The organism is Micromonospora sp. NPDC005806, assembly GCF_042871425.1.
Taxonomy (GTDB): Bacteria; Actinomycetota; Actinomycetes; order Mycobacteriales; family Micromonosporaceae; genus Micromonospora.
Window position 1 is genome coordinate 156,538 of record NZ_JBIAIL010000008.1, and the last position, 22,837, is coordinate 179,374.

Consider the following 22,837-nt stretch of genomic DNA (forward strand, 5'->3'; position numbering starts at 1 on the left):
CATCCGGCGGCATGATGATCACCTCGACGGACCGCCTGCTGGTGCGGGACTGGACCGAGACGCCGGAGGACCTGGCCCGCGTCTACGACATCTACTCACGGGACGAGGTGATGCGGTGGCTGGGCGGAGGCAAGGGACGGATGACCGACCCGGCCGAGGCGCGGGAGCGGGTACGCGCCTGGCGGGACCGCTATGACCCGTACGCCGGGCGGTGGGGGATCTGGGCGATCGAGCCGCGGGAGGCCGGCCGGGCGGCGGGCAGCGTCCTGCTGAAGCCGCTGCCCGGACGGGACGGGGTGACTCTCACCGACGACATCGAGGTTGGCTGGCACCTGCACCCCGACTCCCAGGGCCACGGCTACGCCACCGAGGCCGCCCGGGCCGTCCTGGAGCGCGAGTTCGCCGCCGGCACCCGACAGGCGTACGCGGTGGTGATGGCCGGCAACGAGGCGTCGATGGCGGTGGCCCGGCGGCTCGGCATGACCCACCTCGGCAGCCGCACCGACTGGTACGGCGGCATCGAGCTGGAAACCTTCGTGCTGAAGGCGGTGGACTGAGTGACCGTCACCTTCACCAACCAGCCGGACCGCAAGCTGCTCGGCGCCGCGCTGCGGCGGGCCTTCCGCCCCCGGCTGATCTTCTGCTGGTCGGTCGCTGCGCTGATGCTCCTGGCGGCCCTGCTCGCCCGGTCCGGCGGTGACCGGGTCGGCATGGTGATCTTCGGTGCCGGCGCGGTCGTGATCGGCCTGATCGCCCTGTGGGCCGGCAGCCGGACGGTCACCGTCAACTGGAAGCTCTACGGCCTCCCGATCGTCTGGACCGTCAACGACGAGGGGGTGCGCTACCGCAGCGAACTGATGGACAGCCTGGTCCGCTGGCCGGCTCTGGACCGGGTGGAGGCGATCCCCGCTCACCTGATCTTCCGGGTCGGCCGGTACCTGGTGCTCCCCGCCCGTGTCGACGGGCTGGACATGGCGCAGCGGGCCGAGCTGCTCGCCTTCCTGCACGCCCGTGGCCTGCTCAAGGAGGAGCCGGAGCGGGCCGCGCGGCGACTCGGCGCTCCGGCGAGGTGATGACGTGGCGACAGGCTCACTCCACCAGCCGGGTCCGCGCCGCCGGCACCAGGCCCGGCTGCCGGGCGAGGAGGCCCGGCGGAGGAGTCGGACACCGGGGGGTGAGGCTCCCAGCGGGCGCTCAGGAGCGCTGGGGAAGAATGGCCGGGTGACGTCTCCCCGCGACCTCGTCCTGCTCGGCTCGACCGGCTCGGTCGGTACCCAGGCCATCGACATTGTCCGGCGCAACCCGGACCGGTTCCGGGTGGTGGCCCTCGGGGCCGGCGGCGGCAACGTGGAACTGCTCGCCGCGCAGGCCCTGGAGCTGGGCGTCGAGGTGGTCGGCGTGGCGAAGGCCTCCGCCGCCCAGGACCTCCAGCTGGCGTTCTACGCGGAGGCGAGCCGGCGCGGCTGGGCCACCGGCGACTTCAAGCTGCCCAAGATCGTCGCCGGGCCGGACGCGATGACCGAGCTCGCCGGCTGGCCCTGTGACGTGGTGCTCAACGGCGTGGTCGGCTCGCTGGGGTTGGCGCCGACCCTGGCCGCGCTGCGCTCCGGCCGTACCCTCGCCCTGGCCAACAAGGAGTCGCTCGTGGCCGGCGGCCCGCTGGTGAAGGCCGCGGTGACGCGGCCGGGGCAGATCGTTCCGGTGGATTCCGAGCACTCGGCGCTGGCCCAGTGCCTGCGCGGCGGCACCCGGGGCGAGGTGCGCCGGCTGGTCGTCACGGCCAGCGGCGGGCCGTTCCGCGGTCGGCGCCGGGACGAGTTGACCGAGGTCACGCCGGAGCAGGCGCTGGCCCACCCGACCTGGAACATGGGCCCCGTGGTCACCATCAACTCCGCCACCATGGTCAACAAGGCGCTGGAGGTGATCGAGGCGCACGAGCTGTTCGACGTGCCCTACGCCGACATCGAGGTGATGGTCCACCCGCAGTCGGTGATCCACTCGATGGTCGAGTTCACCGATGGCTCCACTCTCGCCCAGGCCAGCCCGCCGGACATGCGGCTGCCCATCGCCCTCGGCCTCGGCTGGCCGGACCGGGTGCCGGCGGCCGCCGCCGCGGTGGACTGGACGAAGGCCCACACCTGGGAGTTCTTCCCGCTCGACGCCGCCGCCTTCCCGGCGGTCGCCCTGGCCAAGGCGGCCGGCGAGGCGGGACGGTGCCGGCCGGCGATCTACAACGCGGCGAACGAGGAGTGCGTCGCGGCGTTCGTCGCCGGGCGGCTGCCCTTCCTCGGCATCGTCGACACCCTCCAGCGCGTACTGGAGGACGCTCCCGATTTCGGCGAACCAGGTACCGTCGAGGACGTGCTCGCCGCCGAGTCGTGGGCACGGGCGCATGCCCAGGAGATCATCGTCGGGTCGGTGGAAGGAGCCTGATGGCAAACCTGCTCGGGGTGGCGCTCTTCGCCGTGTTCATCCTCGTCTCGGTGAGCCTGCACGAGGCGGGGCACATGCTCACCGCCAAGGCTTTCGGGATGAAGGTCACCCGCTACTTCGTCGGCTTCGGCCCGACGCTGTGGTCGTTCAAGCGGGGGGAGACCGAGTACGGCATCAAGGGCATCCCGCTCGGCGGCTTCTGCAAGATCGTCGGGATGACCCCGCAGGACGACGACGTCGACCCCGCCGACGAGCCGCGCGCCATGTGGCGGTACCCGGTGTGGAAGCGGACGATCGTGATGTCCGCGGGCTCCATCACCCACTTCGCCCTGGCCCTGGGCGCGCTCTGGGTCATGGCGGTCTCCGTCGGCCTGCCCAACCCGGCCTTCCCGTCCACCGACGCCGAGGCTCGCAACGAGCCGGCGGTGATCGCCCTGGCCCCGTGCGTGGTGGTGGAGAACGCCAGCCGGGCCTGCCAGGCCGGCGACCCGGCCAGCCCGGCCGCCAAGGCCCAGCTCAAGGACGGCGACCGGATCACGGCGGTCAACGGCCGGCCGGTCTCCACCTGGGGCGACATGCTCGAGGTGGTCCGCGCCACCAAGCCGGGCTCGGCGACCGTCGCCTACACCCGCGACGGCCAGCCGGCCACTGCCACGGTCGACCTGGCCGCCGTGCAGCGCCCGCCGCTGAGCGACCCGAAGGGCGCCACCTCGGCGGTCTCCGCGCTCGGCGTCGGCCTCCAGTTCACGACCCCGACCCGGGTCGAGTACGGCCCGGTCGCCGCGGTGGGCGCCACCGCCGACTTCACCGGCACCATGGCGGTGCAGACGGCGCACGCCATGCAGCGCATCCCGCAGAAGGTCCCCGCCCTGTGGACCGCGATCACCGGCGGCGAGCGGGACATGGACACCCCGATCAGCGTCGTCGGCGCCAGCCGGCTCGGTGGCGAGTTCGTGGCGAACGACGCCTGGTACGGCTTCTTCATGCTCTTCGTCTCGCTGAACTTCTTCATCGGCGTGTTCAACCTGCTGCCGCTGCTGCCGCTGGACGGCGGGCACATCGCCATCTCCTGGTTCGAGCGGGCCCGCTCCTGGGTCTACGCCCGGATCGGCCGCCCCGACCCCGGGCGCGTCGACTACCTCAAGCTCATGCCCATCACGTACGCGGTGATCCTGATCGGTGGCGCGTTCACGCTGCTGACCGTCACCGCGGACGTCGTCAACCCGATCACGCTCTTCTCAAGGTGAGTGCCTGAAGTGACCGCTGTCAGTCTCGGTATGCCCCCCGTACCGCCGCCGCCGCCGCTCGCCCCGCGCCGGGCCAGCCGCCAGATCATGGTCGGCTCGGTGCCGGTCGGCGGGGGCGCCCCGGTCTCGGTCCAGTCGATGACCACCACCCTGACCGCCGACGTCAACGCCACGCTCCAGCAGATCGCCGAGCTCACCGCGTCCGGCTGCCAGATCGTCCGGGTGGCCGTGCCGTCCCAGGACGACGTCGAGGCGCTGCCGGCGATCGCCAAGAAGTCGCAGATCCCGGTGATCGCCGACATCCACTTCCAGCCGAAGTACGTCTTCGCCGCGATCGACGCGGGCTGCGCGGCGGTCCGGGTGAACCCGGGCAACATCCGCCAGTTCGACGACAAGGTCAGGGAGATCGCCAAGGCCGCCGGCGACGCGGGCGTGCCGATCCGGATCGGCGTGAACGCCGGCTCGCTGGACAAGCGACTCCTCGCCAAGTACGGCAAGGCCACCGCCGAGGCGCTGGTCGAGTCGGCGCTCTGGGAGTGCTCGCTCTTCGAGGAGCACGGCTTCCGGGACATCAAGATCTCGGTCAAGCACAACGACCCGGTGGTGATGATCCGGGCGTACCGGCAGCTCGCCGAGAAGTGCGACTACCCGCTGCACCTGGGCGTCACCGAGGCCGGCCCGGCGTTCCAGGGCACCATCAAGTCGGCGGTGGCGTTCGGTGCGCTGCTGGCCGAGGGGATCGGCGACACCATCCGGGTCTCGCTCTCCGCCCCGCCGGTCGAGGAGATCAAGGTCGGCACCGCGATCCTGGAGTCGCTGGGCCTGCGCGAGCGGGGCCTGGAGATCGTCTCCTGCCCGTCCTGCGGCCGGGCCCAGGTGGACGTCTACAAGCTGGCCGAGGAGGTCACCGCCGGCCTGGAGGGGCTGCCGGTGCCGCTGCGCGTGGCCGTCATGGGCTGCGTGGTGAACGGCCCGGGCGAGGCCCGCGAGGCCGACCTCGGCGTGGCCTCCGGCAACGGCAAGGGCCAGATCTTCGTCAAGGGCCAGGTCATCAAGACCGTCCCCGAGGGGCAGATCGTCGAGACGCTGATCGAGGAGGCGCTCCGGCTCGCCGACGAGATGGGCGCCGAGATTCCTGAGGAGCTGCGCGACCTGGTGCCGGGCGCCACGGTCACCGTGCACTGACGTCGCCGTCGGAAAGGGCGGCCTCCCCCGTGGGAGGCCGCCCTTTCGCGTGCGCCGGGGCTCACTCGGATTCGGCGAGGATGGCGTAGAGCTTGCGGCGGGTCTCGTCGAGCACCTGGGCGGCCCGCTCCCGCTGGTCGTCGGTGCCGGTCATCATCACCTGGCGCAACGCGTGCATCGCCTGCGCGCCGGCGTCGCGGATGTCGTGCCAGCTGCTGACGGTCTTCTCGGCGAACTCGCCCCACGGCGGGGTCTGCGCCGCCTCGGTCGCCTCGGCCCGCCCCTGCTCGGTGAGGGTGAACCGCTTGCGCCCGCCGTCGGAGTCCGGGGCGGCGGCGATGACGCCCTCATCCTCGAGCAACTGCAGGGTGGGGTAGATCGACCCGGGGCTGGGCCGCCACGCCCCGCCGGTGCGGGAGTCGATCTCCTGGATCATCTCGTAGCCGTGCATGGGCCGCTCGGTGAGCAGGGCCAGCACGGCGCCGCGCACGTTGGGCCGGCGACCGCGCCCCCGCCCCCGGCCGCCCCGGCCGTGCCCGTGACCGTGCGGTCCGGGCGGGAAGGGCGGCGGGCCGGGCGGTACGGGCGGGAAGCCGAAGCCGCGTCGGCGCATCTCGTCGTGCATGGCGTGCATCCGTCGGTGGAAACCCATCGGGCTCTCCGTCTGTTGGCGTATCGCTGATGCATCAACGATATATCGGCAATGCATCGCCGACAAGACGATACGTCGACCAGGGCCGGAAACCGTACGTACGTCTTGCTAGGGTGTCGGCGTGCGCCTGCTTCCCGAACCGGGCCCGGCCCGGACCCTCGCCCTGTCCACCCTGGTCAACACCGTCGGCCGGGGCACCTGGCTGACCGTCAGCGCCCTGTTCCTGACCCGCTCGGTCGGGCTGACCGTCGCCCAGGTCGGCCTCGGGCTCACCCTCACGGCCCTGGTCAGCCTGGTGACCAGCACCCCGATGGGCTACCTCGCCGACCGGTACGGTCCGCGCGGGATGCAGCTCGCCGCGCTGCTCGCCTCCGCCGCCTTCACCGCCGCCCTGCTGGCCGTCCGGTCCTTCCCGGCGTTCCTGCTGGTGGGCATGCTGATGGCGGTCGCCGACTCGGTCAGCCGGGGGGCCCGGGGCGCGCTGATCGCCGGGGCGGTCCCCGCCGACCAGCGGGTCCGGACCCGGGCCTGGCTGCGGGCGGTCACCAACGTCGGGATCTCCGTCGGGGCGGTCGCCGCCGGCTTCGGGATCGCGGCGGACACCCGCACCGCGTACGTCGCGCTGATCCTGCTCGACGCGGTGACCTACCTCGGGGCGGCGGCGATCCTGCTCCGGCTGCCGTCCGTGCCGCCGGTACCGGCGCCGACCCACGGGCCCCGGCTGATCGCCCTGCGGGACCGCCCGTTCCTCGCCTTCACCGTGCTCGACGGGCTCATGTCCATGCACTTCGGGCTGCTCAACATCGCCCTGCCGCTGTGGATCGCCGACCACACCAGCGCGCCGGAGTGGCTCGTCTCCGGCTGCATGCTGGTCAACACCGTGATGGTGGTGCTCTTCCAGGTGCGGGCCTCGCGGGGCACCGAGGAACTGGCCGGCGCCGGCCGGGCGGCCCGCCGGGCCGGCGTGGTGATCGCGGTGGCCTGCGTGCTCTTCGCGCTCAGCGGGGGCGTACCCACCGCCGTCGCGGTGCCGCTGCTGCTGGGTGGGGCGCTGGTGCACGTGGTGGGGGAGCTGTGGCACGCCGCGGCCGGCTGGGGCATCTCGTTCGGCCTCGCCCCGGCCCACGCGCAGGGGCAGTACCAGGGCGCGTACGGGATGGGCATGCAGCTCGGCTCGATGGTGGCCCCTCTGGTGGTGACCACCCTGGCGGTCGGCTGGGGCGTACCGGGCTGGCTGCTGCTCGGCGGACTGTTCCTGCTGCTCGGGGCGCTGGTCCCGCCGGTGGTCGGCTGGGCCGCGCGGACCCGCCCGGCGGAGCCGGTCGGCGAGCCGGTTCCGGTCGGCTGAGCCGCCACTCGGCGAACGGCCGGACGGCGTCCTCAGGTCGGCCCGCGCGGGCCCCCACGGATCTGGCAGGCTGGTAGCTGTGCTCACGGTGCCGGTACGCCAACTCGGGGAGTCGGAGCGCCGCGCGGTCGAACGGCTGCTCGACCGCGACCCGTACGCCGGCGCGCAGGTCGCCGAGCGGGTGGCCGTCCGAGGGCTGGCCTGGTGGCGGGCCGAGGGGCGGATCCTCGGCTACGGCACCCGGCACAACCTGGAGTCGATCTGCTGGCTGGGCGGCAACCTGACCCCGGTGCTCGCCTCGGCGCCGGCGGTGGCCGCGTTCGCCGAGCAGTTGAGCACCGAGGAGCGGCTCTGCTCGTCGATCGTGGGCCGGGCCGACGCCGTGCTCGGACTCTGGGACCGCCTCTCCGCGTACTGGGGCCCGGCCCGGGACGTACGCCCCAACCAGCCGCTGCTGGCCACGGACGTCCTGCCCGCCGTGGCGCCCGACCCGGAGGTGCGCCGGGTGCGGGCCGGTGAGGTCGAGCAGCTCTTCCCGGCGGCGGTGGCGATGTACACCGAGGAGGTCGGGGTGTCGCCGCTGGCCGAGGATGGCGGGCGCGGTTACCGGCGGCGGGTGGGCGACCTGGTCCGCGCCGGCCGCGCCTACGCACGGTTCGTGGACGGCAAGGTGGTCTTCAAGGCCGAGCTGGCCGTGGTGACCCGGCGCACCGCCCAGGTGCAGGGCGTCTGGGTGGCGCCGGAGTGGCGCGGCCGGGGGATGGCCACCGCGGCCATGGCGGCGGTGGTGCGCGACGCCCTCGTCCGGGTCGCCCCGACCGTCAGCCTCTACGTCAACGACTTCAACCTGCCCGCCCGGCGGGTCTACGAGCGCTGCGGCTTCCGCCCGGTGGGCACGCTCGCCACCGTGCTCTTCTGAGCCCCGCCCCGGCGGCATGGCCGGGATCACGTCGCTGCGAATTGCGCCGAACCGGACAGCCGGCGCTATGCTGACCATGTTTTTATACTGACTAGTCAGTTTAGAAGTCGGGATGGAGCGATGAAGATCGTCGAGGCCAGCGGGCTGGGTCTGCGCACCCGGCGCGGCTGGGTGTACCGGGACGTGGACCTCGCCGCCGAGGCGGGGGAGCTGCACGCCGTCACCGGCCCGCCCGGCAGCGGGCGCACCTCACTGCTGCTCGCCCTGGCCGGGCGCTTCCCGCACACCGAGGGCGAGCTGCGCCGCCGGGGACCGGCCGCGCTCGGGCAGGTCGCCGGGGTGCACGAGCCCGACCCGACGCTGACCGTCGCCGAGCACATCCAGGAACGGCTGCTGCTGCTCGGGCCGGTGCCGCGCCGCCGCCAACTCGCCCCGATCGCCGCGGTTCGCGCGCGGCGCGCGTACCGCCGAGACGCCTTCGCCGCCGCCATCGCCGGAGCCGGCCTCACCGACGCCCCGCTCGACCCCGACCGGTACGGCCGGGACCTCACCCCCGTCGAGCGGCAGCTGCTCGGCCTGGTGCTGGCCAGCCTGAGCGGCCCGAACCTGATCGTCGCCGACGACGTGGACGCCGGCTCCGACGCGCCCGAGCGCGAGTGGATCTGGTCCGCCCTGGCCCGCCTCGCCGACCAGGGGTACGCCGTGATCGCCAGCGCCCGCGCCGTCGAGCCGGGCGCCACCGCGATCGTGCACCGGATCGGCGATCCGAACCTGCCCACCCGTACCGAACTGACCCTGCCCACCCCTGCCCTGGTCGCGCCGCGCGCCGCAGCGGACCGGGACCAGACCCCGAGGTGACCGCATGAGCGAGCGCAGCGAGCGAATCAGCAGGTTCAGTGTGGTGGTGCCGCATGGCGGCACGGAGCGGAGCGGAGTGCCGGCATGAGTGTCGTTCGACTCGCGCGCTTCGAGCTGCGCCGGATGACCCGGGGCCGGCTGCCGCGCGCCGCGCTCGCCGTCCTCACCGTCATCCCGCTGCTCTACGGCGCCCTCTACCTCTACGCCTTCTGGGACCCGTACGGGAACCTCGACCGGATCCCGGTGGCCCTGGTCAACGCCGACCGCCCGGCCAGGGCCGGCGACGGCAGCGAGGTGCACGCCGGCCGGGACCTCACCGACGAACTGCTCGACCGGAAGGTCTTCGGCTGGACGGTGACCGACCAGACCGACGCCACCGAAGGGCTGCGCGACGGCCGTTACCACCTGGTCTTCGCCATCCCGGCGGACTTCTCCGCCACGCTGGTGGCAAGCCCGGAGCCGGACCGGCCGGCCCGCCGGGGCGAGCTGAAGGTGGTCAACGACGACGCCACCAACTACCTCTCCGGCCTGCTCGCCCGCTCCGCGTTCAGCGAGATCCGGGCAGCCGCCGCGGAGAGCACCGCGGCGTCGTACTTCGACAAGATGCTGATCGGCTTCACCGACGCGAAGGCCGAGACCGGCCGGGCCGCCGACGGGGCCGGGAAGATCCACGACGGGCTCGGGACCTCGCAGGCGGGTGCCGGGAAGATCGCCGACGGGCTGGGCACCGCCGAGGACGGCGCCGGGCAGCTCGCCGGTGGCCTCGACCAGTCCGTGCGGGGCGCGGACAAGCTGGCCGGTGGCCTCGACCAGCTCTACACCGGCGCCGCGCAGCTCGCCGACGGCACCAACCGGGCCGCCACCGAGACCAGGGCCGCCGCGGCCAAGGTGGACGCCGCCGCCGACCGGTACGAGCCGCTGCTGCGCAAGAACGCAGACGACATCCAGCGGGCCGCCACCCTGGTCGCCGAGGGCGCGCAGGCCCTCGCGGACGGCCTCGACGCGGTGCCGGCCAAGGCCGACGAGGTGGTGGGGCTGGCCGTCGAGGTTCGCGACCGCCTCGACGCGGTGGCGAAGGACCACCCTGAGCTGGCCGACGATCCGAACTTCGCCGCCGCCCGCAAGGTCGCCGACCAGGCGGTCACCAAGGCCCAGGCGATGGCGTCCGCGCTCGACCGGACCGACCTGGCCGCCCTCAAGAAGCAGATGACCGAGGTCGCACAGACCGCCCGGGAGGTCGCCGCCGCCGCACCGCACCTGGCCGGCGACGTCGCCGCCGCCCGGAGCCAGGTCGACCAGCTCGCCAGCGGCCTGCACACCCTCGCCGAGGGCAGTGCCAAGCTCCGCGACGGGCTCGGCAACGCCGCCGACGGCGCCGACCAGCTCCGGGGTGGCCTCTACCGACTCGCCACCGGGGCCCGGCAGCTCGACGGCGGTCTCGCCCAGCTCAGCAGCGGCAGCAACCGGCTCGCCGACGGCCTGACCAAACTGGAGGGCGGCGCCGGCGACCTCGCCGACGGGCTCGCCGCCGGCGCGGAGAAGCTGCCCGGCTACCACGACGCGGACCGCCGCTCCGACGTCCTCGGCGACCCGGTCGGCCTGATCCGCACGTCGCACAACCCCGCCGGCTCGTACGGGGTGGGCTTCGCCCCCTACTTCCTGGCCCTGGCCCTCTGGGTCGGCGCGATGATCACGTACATGCTGTTGCGGCCGGTCAACCGGCGGCACGTGATGTCCGACGCGCCCGGCTGGCGGGTCGTCCTCGCCGGCTGGCTGCCCGCCGCCGCGATCGGGCTGGCCCAGGTCACGGTGCTCTTCACCGTGGTCACGCTGGCGCTCGGCCTCGACCCGAAGCACCCGGTGGCGACCTTCGGGCTGCTCGCGCTGACCTCGCTCGCGTTCACCGCGATCATGCAGCTGCTCGGCGTGGCGCTCGGCCCGGCCGGCCGGCTCGCCGCGCTGGCCCTGCTGATGCTCCAGCTCACCTCCTCCGGCGGCACCTACCCGGTGCAGACCTCGCCCGGCTTCTTCCAGGCGATCCACCCCTGGCTGCCGATGACGTACGTGGTGGCCGGCCTGCGGCACACCGTCAACGGCGGCCCGGCCGGGCCGGTGGTCACCGGTGCCCTGGTGCTGGCCGCCTTCGGCGTCGGCGCGATGGTGCTCACCGTCGGCGCGGCGCGGCGGTCCCGCCGGCTCACCCCGGCCAAGCTGCACCCCGAACTGACCATGTGAGGATGCTCATGGGCCGTAAGGTGGTGCCGCCGGGCGCGGGTACGGGTCGCAACGGCGGCCCGTACCGGACGGGCCGACGGGGAGGGCGACGCGTCGTCGACTTCCTTCCTAGCCATGTCTATGGTGGACTGTTGCGGGCAGCGTCTACCGGATCGTGATTTGCCAAGCGGGTGGGTCGCTCGGTGAGTGGGGTGCGTCGGTGGGAGGCGGGGGGTCGAATCAAAGCCCGACGCCTACCGTTGGGGCAGCGGTATTTCGACGATTCCGATGTGCGCAAGGTGCTGCAGCCGGGGTTCGACGCCGAGCCGGAAGGTTGTCATGTCCTGCTGGGTATCTCGTTACCGGGTCAGAATCGGCACGTCGCGGCGATGCAGCAGTTCCGCCTGACCCTGGGTCTGACCGTGGATGAGTGGGTCAGTGAGATCCGCGGTTGGATGGACCTGCATCGCGAGAAGTTCCTGGCGTTGATAGACGCAGTCGACCGGGGTGATTTCGGCACGCTGGTCGTGGCGCACCAGGCCCGGCTGGCCCGGTTCGGTTTCGAGTTTCTGAAGCCCGTGGCGGGACGTGGCGCCTGCGAGGCCATCGTCGCGAACCAGGAGGCGTTGCCCCCTCAGCGGGAGCTGGTGGAGTACTTGCAGGCGATCGTGCACGCCTTCGTGCGCCGGCTTGACGGGCTGCGACGCTACGAGAAAGAACTCAAACCACCCGACCTGACCGGGGCTGGTCAGCGGTGAAGGTCACACGCATCGCCTACTCGACGGGCCTGAATGCGGGAAAGTACGCCGCCTTGGCGGAGCAGGCTCGCCGGTTGGGGCGGGTGCGCAGTGAGGTGTGGCAGCGGTACGGGTCGGTCGCCGGGGTCGGTTCTGGGTTGAAGGATCGGCAGGTGCGGGACCGCTGGCTGGCCGACGGCACGCACCGGCAGTTCGGTGTGCTGGCGAATGCGTGGAAGGAAACCGTCCGCGACGCGATGGCCGACATCGCAGCGAACCTGGAGGCGGCGAAGGTCGAGGTGCGTCGGGCGGTCACCCGGCTCACCGCCGATCCAGGCGAGCGCAAGCAGATGTTCACCGCGTTAAGGGCGGATCGGTGGGCTGCCGATTCGTTCCTTGCTCGGCAGATGCGTAAGCATTGGAAGCGCGGCTGCAACCGCACGCATGATCAGATCGTGGTGCGCGCTGACAAGTACAACATCGTCGTGGATGGGCGGGGCCGATTGTGGCTGGCGGTTCCCGGCCTCGAACGCCGCCAGATGGTCAAAATCCCACTGTCGACGACCGTCGCGCCGACGGGCACGCTGCGACTGATCCTGCGCCGGGGTCAGGTCGAGGTGCACTACCAGATCGACGCGTCCAAGATGCGGTCCTCGCAGCGGCCCTGCGGGCAGCGGACGCTCGGCGTGGACAAGGGCTACACCGAAGCCCTCACCGACTCCGACGGCGACCGCCACGGCACCCGCCTCGGCCAACTGCTGACCACCGAGTCGGACCGGTCGAAGGAACGCAACCGGCGCCGGGCGAAGCTGCGCTCGATCGCGAACACCGCCGCCCTGCGCGGTGACCACGCGAAAGCGCAGCGGATCAGGGCCAACAACCTTGGCACGGTCAAGCGGGACCGGCAGGTCGCCCGCCACCGCGCCCAGGTGCGCACGGAGATCTTCACCGCCGTGCACCGGGTCGTCGACAAGGCCGCCACCGTGGTCGCCGAAGACCTCACCAAACGCTTCGCCGGACGCAAGACGCTCGGCAAGAACGTCAACCGGCGCCTCGCTGCGTGGACCAAAGGTGTCACCGCCGAGGCCCTCACCAACGTGTCGGAGCGCAGAGGTTCTGCGCTCGTTCCCGTCAACGCCGCCTACACCTCACAAACCTGTCACCGCTGCGGCCGGCTCGGCCGACGCAGCGGGGACCGGTTTCACTGCACCTGCTGCGGGGTGGTGTGGCAGGCAGACGTGAACGCCGCGATCAACATCCTGCACCGAGCCGGCGACCCCGACATCGCCCTGCACACCCCACACCAGCGGGTGAAGCAGATCCTGCAGGATAGGACCGATCGCCACCGGACCAGACTGCCGGTCCAGGACTCCAGCCCGGCAATAGCCGAGCGGAGAGCGAACCATCCGAAACGCTCAACAAGAGCAACAAGTAGGAAGCAGGGCGAGTGAGTGACGGACGGTCGCGCCGGCGGGAGGACACCCGCCAGCGCCTCTTCGTGGCGGCGGTGGAACTCATCGCCGAACAGGGCTTCTCCGCCACCACCGTGGACGACATCGCGGCCCGGGCCGGGGTGGCGAAGGGGACCGTCTACTACAACTTCGAGTCCAAGACGGCCCTCTTCGAGGAGCTGCTGCGGCACGGCATCGGCCTGCTCACCGCCGACTTCCGGGCCGCGGTCGACGGGCTGCCGCCCCGCGAGGCGCTCGCCGCGCTGGTCCGCGCCGAACTGGAGTACATCCGTCGCTACCGCGCCTTCGCCCAGCTCCTGCTCTCCGAGATGTGGCGGACCAACCGGGAGTGGCAGCAGACCCTGCGGCTGCTGCGCGGCGAGGCGATCGAGGTGATCGCCGAGACCGTACGGGCCGGCGTGGCCAGTGGCGACCTCCCCGCCGACCTGGACGTACGGACGGCCAGCTCGGCCCTGTTCGGCGTGGGTCTGGTGGTGGCCGTGGACTGGCTGGTCTTCCAGCCGGACCGGCCGATCGAGGACGTGCAGGAGTCACTGCTCGGCATCGTCCGCCGGGTCGCCCAGGCGTGAACCGCCGGTAAATGGTTTGAGTCGTCCCGCCCGGACCGGCCAGGCTGGGGTCACCGCCCCCACCGACCCGAGTCCGGAGGACTGTCATGCGCCTGCTCCGCGATCTCTGGGCCACCGCACCTCGTCGGATGGCGGTCGTCCTCCTGCTCATCGTGCTCGGCGCCGGCGGCCAGGCGGCCGCGTCGGCGCTGGCCGGGCCGGTGCTGGTGCACCGGTCGGTCGGCTGGTTCGCCGCCCTGGCCGCGGCGCTGGTCGCCGCCGTCATCACCGACCTGGTGATCGGGCTGCTGATGGCCCGCCTCACCGCCGACTGGTCCGCCGACGTACGCCGCCGGCTGTGCCGGGTGGCGCTCGGGCAGGACCTGCCGACCCTGGAGACCACCCCGGTCGGCGAGCTGCTCGACCGGATCGACAACGACGTCTACCAGGTCGCCTCCGAGATGCGGAACACCGGCGTACGCCTCGTCCAGGGGCTCGCCGTCTGCCTGCTCGCCACGGTCAGCGCGCTGATCGTCTGGTGGCCGGCCGGCGTCGGGATGATCCTGCTGACCGCGCTGCTCGGCGTGCTCCTGCGCCGCCCCACCGCCCGGATCGCCCCGGCCCGGATGGCCGAGGAGGAGGCCTGGTCCGACCTCGCCGCCGTGATGGAGGAGGCGGTGCACGGCCAGGACGACGTACGGACCAGCCTGGCCCGGCCGTACGTGCTGCGGCTGTACGCCCGGCGGGCCGCCGAGGTGATCGCCCGGGGTGGGCGGGTGTTCCGGATGTCCGCCCGGGTCACCGCCATCGCCGCCGGCGGCATCCGGGCCGGCATCGCCGCCGTGGTCCTCGCCGGGGCGTGGGCGCTCGCCACCGACCGGGTCGACGGCGCCCGGCTCACCGCGATCTGGCTGCTCGCGCTCGCCTTCGGCGCGACCGTCGAGCACATCGCCCGCTGGGTGCCGCACCTGCAGTACGCGCTCGGCGCCTGGGCCCGGGTGCAACTGCTCTCCGCCGCCCGGCAGGAACCGGGCGGCGGCGTCGCCCCGGTCGACGGGGACCTGACCGTCCGCGGGCTCACCTTCCGCTACCCCGCCGTCGGGGACGAGCGCGGGCCCGCGCTGCGCGACGTCCGGCTTACCTTCGCCCGGGGCCGGTCGTACGCCCTGGTCGGGCGGACCGGCTCGGGCAAGTCGACCCTCACCAAGGTGGTCACCCGGGCCGTGGACGTGCCGCGCGGCACGGTCTTCCTCGGCGATACCGACCTGGTCGACCTGGACGTCGAGGCGCTGCGCCGGTGGATCGCCGTGGTGCCCCAGCGCACCGAGATCCTGGCCGGCACCCTCGCCGAGAACGTCGCGCTCTTCGACCCGGCCCTGCTCGACGACGCCCCCCGGGCGCTGGCGGAACTGGGCCTGGCCGGCTGGATCGCCGAACTCCCGGACGGGGTGCACACCAGGCTGGGCGAGGGCGGGCACGTGCTCTCCGCCGGGCAGGAGCAACTGGTGGCGTTCGCCCGGATCCTGGTCCGCGACCCGCGCGTGGTGATCCTCGACGAGGCCACCGCCCGGCTCGACCCGGTCACCGAGACCCGGGTACGCCAGGCCACCGAGCGCCTGCTCACCGACCGGATCGGCATCGTCATCGCGCACCGGCTCTCCTCGGTGCGTCGCTGCGACGACGTGGTGGTGATGGCCGACGGCGCGGTGCTGGAGGCCGGACCGCTGCGCGAGTCCGCCCGCTTCGCCGAACTGCTCGCCACCAGCCACGCCAGCGCGTACGCCGGGGCCGGCGGCCAGCGGGGCCGGGTGGAGCTGTTGGACGGGCCGGACGACGGGTGGGCCGACGAGCCGGCGGAACCGGAGGCGCCGGCCACCGTCCCGCGCCAGGTCGCCGTGCCGCGGACCGACCCGCCGCCGTTGCCCGCCGCGCCGCCCGCGCGGACGCTGCGGGAGATCCTGCGGCTGGGCACCAACGACCCGCGGTACGGCCTGATCTCCGTCGGGCTGTTCATCGTGATCACCCTGCTCGGGCTGGACGGCGCGGTGCTGCCCTGGCTGTGGGCCGAGGTGGTCGCCGGGGGAGACCCGTGGCTGCCGGCGCTCGGCATCGTCGCCGCGCTGCTGGTGGTGCTGCCGTTGCCGTACCTGACCAACCTCTGGTTCCCGCAGTGGTGGATCCGGCAGATGCTGCGGATCAGTGCGCGCCTGGTGCATGGGCAGACCGGGGCGCGCCGGGTCAGCGGGCACACCCCGGCCGAGGTGGTGGCGCAGGGCGGCGACACCGAGCGGGTGGTCCAGCTCGCCGACAACCTGATGGACCAGTTCATCTCGCTGGCCATCCTGATCACCATGACCGCAGTGACCCGCAGCTTCGTACCGGCGTTGTTCTTCCTCGGCACGATGGTGGTCTCCGGGCTGGCGGCGACCCTGTTCGCGCCGCGGCTGGAACGCAGCGCCCGCGGCACGGTCAAGGCCCGGGCGGCGTTCGCCACCGCGCTGGTCTCCTCGCTCTCCGCCGCCCGTACGGTCAAGCTCGCCGGCGCCACCGGCCCGGTGCTGCACCACCTCGCGGCGCTGGACACCGTGCGCAGCGACCGGCAGCGCCGGGAGATCGCCATGCAGGTGTGGGCCCGGTCCACGCCGTCGCTGGCCAGCGGGCTGCTGCCGATCGCGGCGTGGGGGCTGTACCTGGCCGGGGGGCTCTCCGCCGGGGCCACGCTGGTGGCGGTCTCCACGCTGGGCGCGGCCCGCTGGTTCGCCTGGACCACGGCGTCCCTGGTGTCGAACTACCCGTCGGCCCGGGTGTGGACCCGGCGGACGGTGGCGATGACCGGGGTCGGGGCGTATTCGGCGGCGGTGCCCGGGGTGGACCTGGCCGCCGGGACGGCGCCCGCGCCGGAGCCGGCGCCGCGGCACCCGCTGCGCCGGCTGGAGCTGGCCGGGTTCGGCGCGCTGCACTCGGACGGCATCCTCGCCGCCCGGGACGTCGACCTGACCGTCGAGCGGGGACAGTTGGTGCTGGTGGTCGGCCCGGTCGGGTCCGGCAAGTCGTCGCTGCTGCGGGCCCTGGCCGGGATCGTGCACCACACCGGCACTCTGCGTTGGAACGGCGAGCCGGTCACCGAGCCGGAGCTGTTCCTCCGCCCCAACCAGGTCGGCTACGTGGGACAGCTGCCCCGGGTGCTCTCCGGCACGGTGGCCGACAACATCGCGCTCGGGCACCAGGTGGACGCCGCCGACGCGGTGACCACCGCCCAGCTCGACCACGACCTGGCCGCCGCCGGGGGCGGGCTCGGACTACTCATCGGGCACAAGGGCACCCGGCTCTCCGGCGGTCAGCTCCAGCGGCTGGCGCTGGCCCGGGCCCTGGCCCCGCGTACCGAGCTGCTGGTCGCTGACGACGTGTCGTCCGCGCTGGACGTCACCACCGAGCTGGCGCTCTGGGCGGCGTTGCGCGAGCACGGGGTGACCGTGGTCGGCTCGACCGCCAAGCGGGCCGCGCTGGTCCGGGCGGACCACGTGGTGGTGCTGGTCGACGGGACGGTCGCGGCCCAGGGACCGTGGCGAGACCTGGAAGCCCATTGGGGTCGCCTGGCCGGGTGACGTCCGCTGCACCCACCCCCCGGCCCGGGGGGTGGGTGCGTCAGAAGGCGCGGGTGTACTGGTCGGGCCAGGCCGGGGTGGCGGCGAGTTTGGCGGCGGCGCGGCGGGGCCAGTACGGGTCGCGGAGCAGTTCCCGGCCGAGCAGGACCAGGTCGGCCTCGCCACCGGCGACGATCTGCTCGGCCTGCTCGGGCTCGACGATCAGGCCGACCGCGCCGGTCGGCACGCCCGCCTCGCGGCGGATCCGGGCCGCCAGCGGGACCTGGTAGCCGGGGCCGACGGGAACGTTCGCGACGGCGGCGGCGCCGCCGGACGAGGCATCCACCAGGTCCACCCCGGCGCCGGCCAGCTCACCCGCGAGCACCACGCTGTCCTCGACGGTCCAGCCGCCGTCCACCCAGTCGGTGGCGGAGATCCGGGTGAGCACCGGCACCGACTCGCCGACCGCGGCGCGGACCGCGCGGGCCACCTCCAGGGCGAGCCGCATCCGGCCGGCCCGGTCGCCGCCGTAACCGTCCGTGCGGTGGTTGGTCAGCGGGGAGAGGAACTCGTGCAGCAGGTAGCCGTGCGCGGCGTGGATCTCCACCGCGGCGAAGCCGGCGGCCAGCGCCCGCGTCGCGGCGGCGGCGAACGCCTCGACCACCCCGGCGATCCCCGCCTCGTCGAGCGCGGTCGGCCGCCGGTAGTCGGGCAGGAACGGTTCGCCGCCCGGGCCGACCGGCGTCCAGCCGCCCTCGGCGTCCGGCACGCCGCCCCGGTGCTCGGCCCACGGCCGGTACGTCGACGCCTTGAATCCGGCGTGCGCGAGCTGGACCGCCGGCACCGCACCCTGGGCGGCGACGAACGCGGTGATCGGCCGCCACGCGTCGACGTGCGCGTCGGACCAGATGCCGGTGTCCTGCGGGCTGATCCGGCCTTCGGGGACCACCGCGGTGGCCTCGGTGATGATCAGCCCGGCCCCGCCGACCGCGCGGGAGCCGAGGTGGACGCGGTGCCAGTCGGTGGGTAGGCCGTCCGGGCCGGCGCTGTACTGGCACATCGGTGCCATGGCGACCCGGTTGGGCAGGGTGACGCCCCGCAGGGCGAGCGGGGTGAACAGGGCACTCATGTCGTCATCCTTCAACACGCGCCGGGGGAGGGCCGAAGCCCTCCCCCGGGACACCGATGATCAGGCGGGGACGGGAGCCAGCCGCTCCGCCGGACGGTCCGCCTCGTCGGCGCCGACCAGCTCCCGCTTGCCGGCCGAGTCGTACGCGGTCCGGTCGAGGGTGCCCTCCCGGGCGGCCACGATGGTCGGCACGAGCGCCTGGCCGGCCACGTTGGTGGCGGTCCGGATCATGTCCAGGATCGGGTCGATCGCCAGCAGCAGACCGGCACCCGCCAGCGGCAGGCCCAGCGTGCTCAGGGTCAGGGTGAGCATGACGATCGCGCCGGTCAGGCCGGCGGTCGCGGCCGAGCCGACCACCGAGACGAAGGCGATCAGCAGGTAGTCGGTGACGCCCAGGTGCACCCCGAAGACCTGCGCGACGAAGATCGCCGCCAGGGCCGGGTAGATCGCGGCGCAGCCGTCCATCTTCGTGGTGGCGCCGAACGGCACCGCGAAGGAGGCGTACTCGCGGGGGACGCCGAGGCGCTCGACCGAGCGCTGGGTCACCGGCATGGTGCCCACCGAGGAGCGGGACACGAAGGCCAGCTCGATGGCGGGCCAGGCGCCGGCGAAGAAGCGCACCGGGTTGAGCCGGCCGGCGGCCACCAGCAGCACCGGGTAGACCACGAAGAGCACGATCGCGCAGCCGACGTAGACGGCGGTGGTGAACTTGGCGAGCGGGGCCAGCAGGTCCCAGCCGTACGAGGCGACGGCGTTGCCGATCAGGCCGAGCGTGCCGATCGGGGCGAGCCGGATGACCCACCAGAGCGCCTTCTGCACGATGGCCAGCACCGAGCGGTTGAGCGTCACGAACGGCTCGGCGGCCTCGCCGATCAGCAGCGCGGCGGCGCCGATCACGAGGGCGAGGAAGACGATCTGGAGGACGTTGCCCTCGACGAACGCGCCGATCGGGTTGGTCGGGACGATGCCGGTCAGGAAGTCGGTCCAGGAGCCGGTCTTCTTCGGGGCGGCGGCGCCGGCCAGGTCGAGCGTGACGCCCTTGCCGGGGTCGGTGAGCAGGCCGAGGCCGATGCCGATGCTCACCGCGATCAGCGCGGTGATGCCGAACCAGAGCAGGGTCTTCAGTGCCAGCCGGGCGGCGTTGGCCACGCCGCGCAGGCTGACCACGCTGACCACGATGGCGGTGAAGACGAGCGGCGGCACGGCCAGCTTGAGCAGCTGGATGAAGAGGTGGCCGACGGTGTCGAGGGTGCTGGTCAGCCAGGCGAGGTCGTTGGCGCGGGCGAGGAAGCCGAGCGCCACGCCGAGCACGAGGCCGAGCAGGATCTGCACGGAAAAGGGGATCTTGCGCAGGGCGGAAGCCATGAGGGTGCGTCCAAGGTCTGGTGGAGGTGAACGGGGCAGCGTCAGGAGAGTGGCTGCGCCGGACAGACGCCGCTGGCCTGCCGTCGGAGGTCGACGTACAGGCGCTCGGTGAGGTGCCAGACGTTGGTCATCGCCTGCCGACGCTACTCCCGGCTGATCGACAGGTGGAAGGAGCGGTGGGCGTGACGATCCTTACAGGGCGGGTTCATGCCCCGGTGATCCGTTCGTCACGATCAGCGGCGGGTCAGGCCCAGCGCGGTGGCCGTGGCCAGGCCCCACCCGGCGGCCACCGCCAGCAGCAGTCGCTCCAGCACCCCGACCAGGGTGCCGCGACCCACGGTCAGCATGGCCAGCCCGACCGCCGCGGAGAGCGGCAGCGCCAGCGCCACGCCGACCACGGCGATCCGGCGCAGCGACGGGCCCGCCGCCGGGGCGGCGAGCAGGGCCAGCATCGCGAGAACCACCCCGGCGGTGGCCGCGATGCTCGCACCGCCGTGCATCAGATCCGCCACGGTGGTCGCCTCGAACGGCGGCAGTGGGCAGCGGGCGCTGCACGTCACCGCGCCGGAGAGCGCCGTGCAGGCCCCGCCCGCCGCGAGCAGCCCGGCCGCCGTCCCCAGCGCCGGGGGCAGCGCCGCGGCGAGCAGCAGCAGCGCCGCCGCCAGGGCGAACACCCCGACCCGGTACGCCGCGGCGTACCCGCTGTCGGTGACGCCGGCCTCGCTGACGTACCCGGTCAGGCCCGGACCGGGACCGGCGACCACGGCGACCGTCACCGCGACCGCCCCGGCGACCAGGCAGCCGGCGGCCGCGGCCGCGGCGGCGACCCGGGCGACCCCGGGATCAGCCACGCCCGTGCGGCGTGGTCCAGCCGTGCAGGTCCGGACCGAGCGGCACGATCCGGGTCGGGTTGATCATCTCGTGGGTGGCGTAGTAGTGCCGCTTGATGTGGTCGAAGTCCACCGTCTCGCCGAAGCCCGGAGTCTGGAACAGGTCCCGGGCGTACGCCCAGAGCACCGGCATCTCGGTCAGCTTCTGCCGGTTGCACTTGAAGTGCCCGTGGTACGCCAGGTCGAAGCGGACCAGCGTGGTGAAGAGCCGCACGTCCGCCTCGGTGAGCGTGTCGCCGAGCAGGTAACGCCGCCCGGACAGCCGTTCCGACAGCGCGTCCAGCCGGCCGAAGAGCGCGAGGTACGCCTCGTCGTACGCCTCCTGCGAGGTGGCGAAGCCGCACCGGTAGACGCCGTTGTTGACGTCCCGGTGGATCTCGGCCATCAGCGCGTCCATCTCCGGGCGCAGCTCGACCGGGTAGAGATCGGGCGCGTCGAGCTTGTGGAACCGCCGCCACTCGGTGGAGAAGTCGAGGGTGAGCTGCGGGTAGTCGTTGGTGACCACCCGGCCGGTCAGCGTGTCGACCAGGGCCGGCACGGTCACCCGGCCGGTGTAGTCCGGGTCGGTGGCCAGGTACGCGTCGGAGAGGAAGCCGATGCCGAGCACCGGGTCGAAGCCGTCCGGGTCGAGCGCGAACCGCCAGCCGCGCTCGTCCCGGATCGGGTCGACGGTGCCCAGCGAGATCACGTCCTCCAGGCCGAGCAGGCTGCGCACGATCCGGGCCCGGTGCGCCCACGGGCAGGCCCGGCACCAGATCAACCGGTACCGGCCGGCCTCCAGCGGCCACCGGTCCTGGTCGTCGGGGCCGCCGCCCTCCGGTGAGGTGGAGTGCGGGGTGACCCGACCGGTGAACCGGTTGGGCTGGCGGACGAAGTCACCGCTGCGGGTGCTCTCGGCGCTGAACTGGGCCCGGGCCATGCCGTCAACCTATCCGGTCCGGGCGCGGATATCCTGGCGCCGGGCGTCCCCGTGACCCGGCGGGCGCGCCGCCAGCCCCTTCCCACCCCCGAAGGACGCAGCACCATGACCGTGGCCTACCTCGTTGCCGGAGTCCGCACCCCGATCGGCCGGTACGCCGGCGCCCTCGCCGGGGTACGCCCCGACGACCTGGCCGCCCACGTGATCCGCGAGCTGGTGGCCCGCCACCCCTCGGTGGACTGGGCCCGCACCGACGACGTGATCCTGGGCTGCGCCAACCAGGCCGGTGAGGACAACCGCAACGTGGCCCGGATGGCGGCGCTGCTCGGCGGGCTGCCGGAGGAGGTCCCCGGCAGCACGGTCAACCGGCTCTGCGGCTCCGGCCTGGACGCCCTGGCCGCCGCCGCCCGGTCCATCGTCGCCGGGGAGGCCGACCTGATGGTCGCCGGCGGGGTGGAGAGCATGAGCCGGGCGCCCTTCGTCATGCCGAAGGCCACCACCGCGTTCGCCCGCACCGCCGAGGTCTACGACACCACCATCGGCTGGCGGCTGGTGAACCCGCTGATGAAGCGGGGCTGGGGCATCGACTCGATGCCGGAGACGGCGGAGAACGTCGCCGCCGAGTACGGCATCGACCGCGCGGCGCAGGACGAGTTCGCCCTGCGCTCCCAGCAGCGGGCCGCCAAGGCGCAGGCCGACGGCCGGCTGGCCGAGGAGATCGTGCCGGTGACCGTGCCGGCCGGCAAGCGGGAGACGAAGCTGGTCGAGGTCGACGAGCACCCGCGGGAGACCTCGCTGGAGAAGCTCGCCGCGCTGCCCACCCCGTTCCGGGAGGGCGGTACGGTCACCGCCGGCAACTCCTCCGGCGTCAACGACGGCGCGGTGGCCCTGCTGGTCGCCTCGGAGTCGGCCGTCGCCCGGTACGGCCTCACCCCGCTGGCCCGGGTGACCGGGGCCGCGGCGGCGGGCGTACCGCCCCGGATCATGGGGATCGGCCCGGTCCCGGCGACCCGCAAGCTGCTCGACCGGCAGGGGCTGGCCCTGGCCGACCTCGATGTGATCGAGCTGAACGAGGCGTTCGCCGCCCAGTCCGTGGCGGTGCTGCGCGAGCTGGGGCTGCCCGAGGACGCCGAGCACGTCAACCCGAACGGCGGGGCGATCGCCCTCGGCCACCCGCTCGGGGCCAGCGGTGCCCGGCTGGCGCTGACCGCCGCGCTGGAGCTGCGCCGCCGCGGCGGCCGGCGGGCCCTCGCCACCATGTGCATCGGCGTCGGCCAGGGCATCTCGTTGCTGCTGGAGTCCGCCGCCTGACGACGGGCCGCCCCGGGCGGGCGCCG

General features: G+C 73.4%; 18 protein-coding genes and 1 pseudogene. 14 read left to right on the top strand and 5 right to left on the bottom strand.

Going from position 1 to position 22,837, the window contains the following annotated elements; genetic code table 11:
* Window positions 1-11 precede the first annotated feature (11 nt).
* The 5 genes from ACFYOS_RS11975 (at window position 12) to ispG (ending at window position 4,865) form a co-directional block, all read left to right on the top strand.
* Window positions 12-557 (top strand): GNAT family N-acetyltransferase, encoded by a 546-nt coding sequence (locus ACFYOS_RS11975; protein WP_387138947.1) that lies wholly within the window; start codon window positions 12-14, stop codon window positions 555-557.
* Window positions 558-1,073 carry a YcxB family protein gene (locus ACFYOS_RS11980; RefSeq protein WP_387138950.1) on the top strand — a complete coding sequence of 172 codons (516 nt, stop codon included), beginning with the start codon at window positions 558-560 and terminating at the stop codon, window positions 1,071-1,073.
* Window positions 1,074-1,221: 148 nt separating this feature from the next.
* Entirely contained in the window at window positions 1,222-2,433 is a 1,212-nt protein-coding gene (gene dxr, locus ACFYOS_RS11985; protein WP_387138953.1) for a 1-deoxy-D-xylulose-5-phosphate reductoisomerase, read from the top strand.
* Window positions 2,433-3,680 carry a M50 family metallopeptidase gene (locus ACFYOS_RS11990; protein ID WP_387138956.1) on the top strand — a complete coding sequence of 416 codons (1,248 nt, stop codon included), beginning with the start codon at window positions 2,433-2,435 and terminating at the stop codon, window positions 3,678-3,680. The genes dxr and ACFYOS_RS11990 overlap by 1 nt, the downstream gene beginning before the upstream one ends.
* A gap of 9 nt (window positions 3,681-3,689) precedes the next feature.
* On the top strand, window positions 3,690-4,865 hold the full coding sequence (gene ispG / locus ACFYOS_RS11995; RefSeq protein WP_387138959.1) for a flavodoxin-dependent (E)-4-hydroxy-3-methylbut-2-enyl-diphosphate synthase: 1,176 nt from the start codon (window positions 3,690-3,692) through the stop codon (window positions 4,863-4,865).
* A gap of 61 nt (window positions 4,866-4,926) precedes the next feature.
* On the opposite strand, the gene ACFYOS_RS12000 is transcribed toward ispG, so the two are convergent.
* Window positions 4,927-5,517, bottom strand: a complete 591-nt coding sequence (locus ACFYOS_RS12000) for a PadR family transcriptional regulator (RefSeq protein WP_387138962.1) — start codon at window positions 5,515-5,517, stop codon at window positions 4,927-4,929.
* A gap of 121 nt (window positions 5,518-5,638) precedes the next feature.
* Between ACFYOS_RS12000 and ACFYOS_RS12005 the strand changes: the two genes are divergently transcribed.
* The 8 genes from ACFYOS_RS12005 (at window position 5,639) to ACFYOS_RS12040 (ending at window position 17,218) form a co-directional block, all read left to right on the top strand.
* The gene (locus ACFYOS_RS12005; RefSeq protein ID WP_387138965.1) at window positions 5,639-6,865 is read left to right on the top strand and encodes an MFS transporter; all 1,227 of its coding nucleotides are present in this window, start codon (window positions 5,639-5,641) and stop codon (window positions 6,863-6,865) included.
* Between the two features lie 79 nt (window positions 6,866-6,944).
* A complete protein-coding gene (locus ACFYOS_RS12010) occupies window positions 6,945-7,784 on the top strand; it encodes a GNAT family N-acetyltransferase (protein ID WP_387138968.1) in 840 nt (279 codons plus the stop codon).
* 120 nt (window positions 7,785-7,904) lie between these two features.
* A complete protein-coding gene (locus ACFYOS_RS12015; RefSeq protein ID WP_387138971.1) occupies window positions 7,905-8,642 on the top strand; it encodes an ATP-binding cassette domain-containing protein in 738 nt (245 codons plus the stop codon).
* An 84-nt stretch (window positions 8,643-8,726) separates the two neighbouring features.
* Window positions 8,727-10,877, top strand: a complete 2,151-nt coding sequence (locus tag ACFYOS_RS12020) for a YhgE/Pip family protein (RefSeq protein WP_387138974.1) — start codon at window positions 8,727-8,729, stop codon at window positions 10,875-10,877.
* Between the two features lie 269 nt (window positions 10,878-11,146).
* Window positions 11,147-11,614, top strand: coding sequence for a hypothetical protein (locus ACFYOS_RS12025; protein WP_387138977.1), 468 nt, complete (start codon window positions 11,147-11,149; stop codon window positions 11,612-11,614).
* A complete protein-coding gene (locus ACFYOS_RS12030; RefSeq protein ID WP_387138980.1) occupies window positions 11,611-13,044 on the top strand; it encodes an RNA-guided endonuclease TnpB family protein in 1,434 nt (477 codons plus the stop codon). The genes ACFYOS_RS12025 and ACFYOS_RS12030 overlap by 4 nt, the downstream gene beginning before the upstream one ends.
* Entirely contained in the window at window positions 13,041-13,634 is a 594-nt protein-coding gene (locus ACFYOS_RS12035) for a TetR/AcrR family transcriptional regulator (protein WP_387138983.1), read from the top strand. The genes ACFYOS_RS12030 and ACFYOS_RS12035 overlap by 4 nt, the downstream gene beginning before the upstream one ends.
* An 86-nt stretch (window positions 13,635-13,720) precedes the next feature.
* The gene (locus ACFYOS_RS12040; protein WP_387138986.1) at window positions 13,721-17,218 is read left to right on the top strand and encodes an ATP-binding cassette domain-containing protein; all 3,498 of its coding nucleotides are present in this window, start codon (window positions 13,721-13,723) and stop codon (window positions 17,216-17,218) included.
* Window positions 17,219-17,258: 40 nt separating this feature from the next.
* Here ACFYOS_RS12040 and ACFYOS_RS12045 read toward each other — a convergent pair whose 3' ends face one another.
* The 4 genes and pseudogenes from ACFYOS_RS12045 to ACFYOS_RS12060 form a co-directional block, all read right to left on the bottom strand.
* Window positions 17,259-18,326 carry an NADH:flavin oxidoreductase/NADH oxidase gene (locus ACFYOS_RS12045; RefSeq protein ID WP_387138989.1) on the bottom strand — a complete coding sequence of 356 codons (1,068 nt, stop codon included), beginning with the start codon at window positions 18,324-18,326 and terminating at the stop codon, window positions 17,259-17,261.
* A 60-nt stretch (window positions 18,327-18,386) separates the two neighbouring features.
* Complete coding sequence (locus ACFYOS_RS12050) at window positions 18,387-19,679, bottom strand: dicarboxylate/amino acid:cation symporter (protein ID WP_387139128.1); 1,293 nt, start codon at window positions 19,677-19,679, stop codon at window positions 18,387-18,389.
* A 245-nt stretch (window positions 19,680-19,924) separates the two neighbouring features.
* Window positions 19,925-20,488, bottom strand: coding sequence for a DUF998 domain-containing protein (locus ACFYOS_RS12055; protein WP_387139131.1), 564 nt, complete (start codon window positions 20,486-20,488; stop codon window positions 19,925-19,927).
* Window positions 20,464-21,500, bottom strand: a pseudogene (locus tag ACFYOS_RS12060) (glutathione S-transferase family protein). The gene ACFYOS_RS12055 and the pseudogene ACFYOS_RS12060 overlap by 25 nt, the downstream one beginning before the upstream one ends.
* 105 nt (window positions 21,501-21,605) lie before the next feature.
* On the opposite strand from ACFYOS_RS12060, the gene pcaF reads away from it, so the two are divergent.
* Entirely contained in the window at window positions 21,606-22,811 is a 1,206-nt protein-coding gene (gene pcaF / locus ACFYOS_RS12065) for a 3-oxoadipyl-CoA thiolase (RefSeq protein WP_387138992.1), read from the top strand.
* Window positions 22,812-22,837: the final 26 nt, after the last annotated feature.

Excerpts from the sequence above, each read along its gene's own strand:
- ACFYOS_RS11975 (WP_387138947.1), top strand. The coding sequence starts at position 12 with ATGATGATCACCTCGACGGACCGCCTGCTGGTGCGGGACTGGACCGAG.
- ACFYOS_RS11990 (WP_387138956.1), top strand. The coding sequence starts at position 2,433 with ATGGCAAACCTGCTCGGGGTGGCGCTCTTCGCCGTGTTCATCCTCGTC.
- ACFYOS_RS12000 (WP_387138962.1), bottom strand. The coding sequence starts at position 5,517 with ATGGGTTTCCACCGACGGATGCACGCCATGCACGACGAGATGCGCCGA.
- ACFYOS_RS12015 (WP_387138971.1), top strand. The coding sequence starts at position 7,905 with ATGAAGATCGTCGAGGCCAGCGGGCTGGGTCTGCGCACCCGGCGCGGC.
- ACFYOS_RS12020 (WP_387138974.1), top strand. The coding sequence starts at position 8,727 with ATGAGTGTCGTTCGACTCGCGCGCTTCGAGCTGCGCCGGATGACCCGG.
- ACFYOS_RS12040 (WP_387138986.1), top strand. The coding sequence starts at position 13,721 with ATGCGCCTGCTCCGCGATCTCTGGGCCACCGCACCTCGTCGGATGGCG.
- ACFYOS_RS12045 (WP_387138989.1), bottom strand. The coding sequence starts at position 18,326 with ATGAGTGCCCTGTTCACCCCGCTCGCCCTGCGGGGCGTCACCCTGCCC.
- pcaF (WP_387138992.1), top strand. The coding sequence starts at position 21,606 with ATGACCGTGGCCTACCTCGTTGCCGGAGTCCGCACCCCGATCGGCCGG.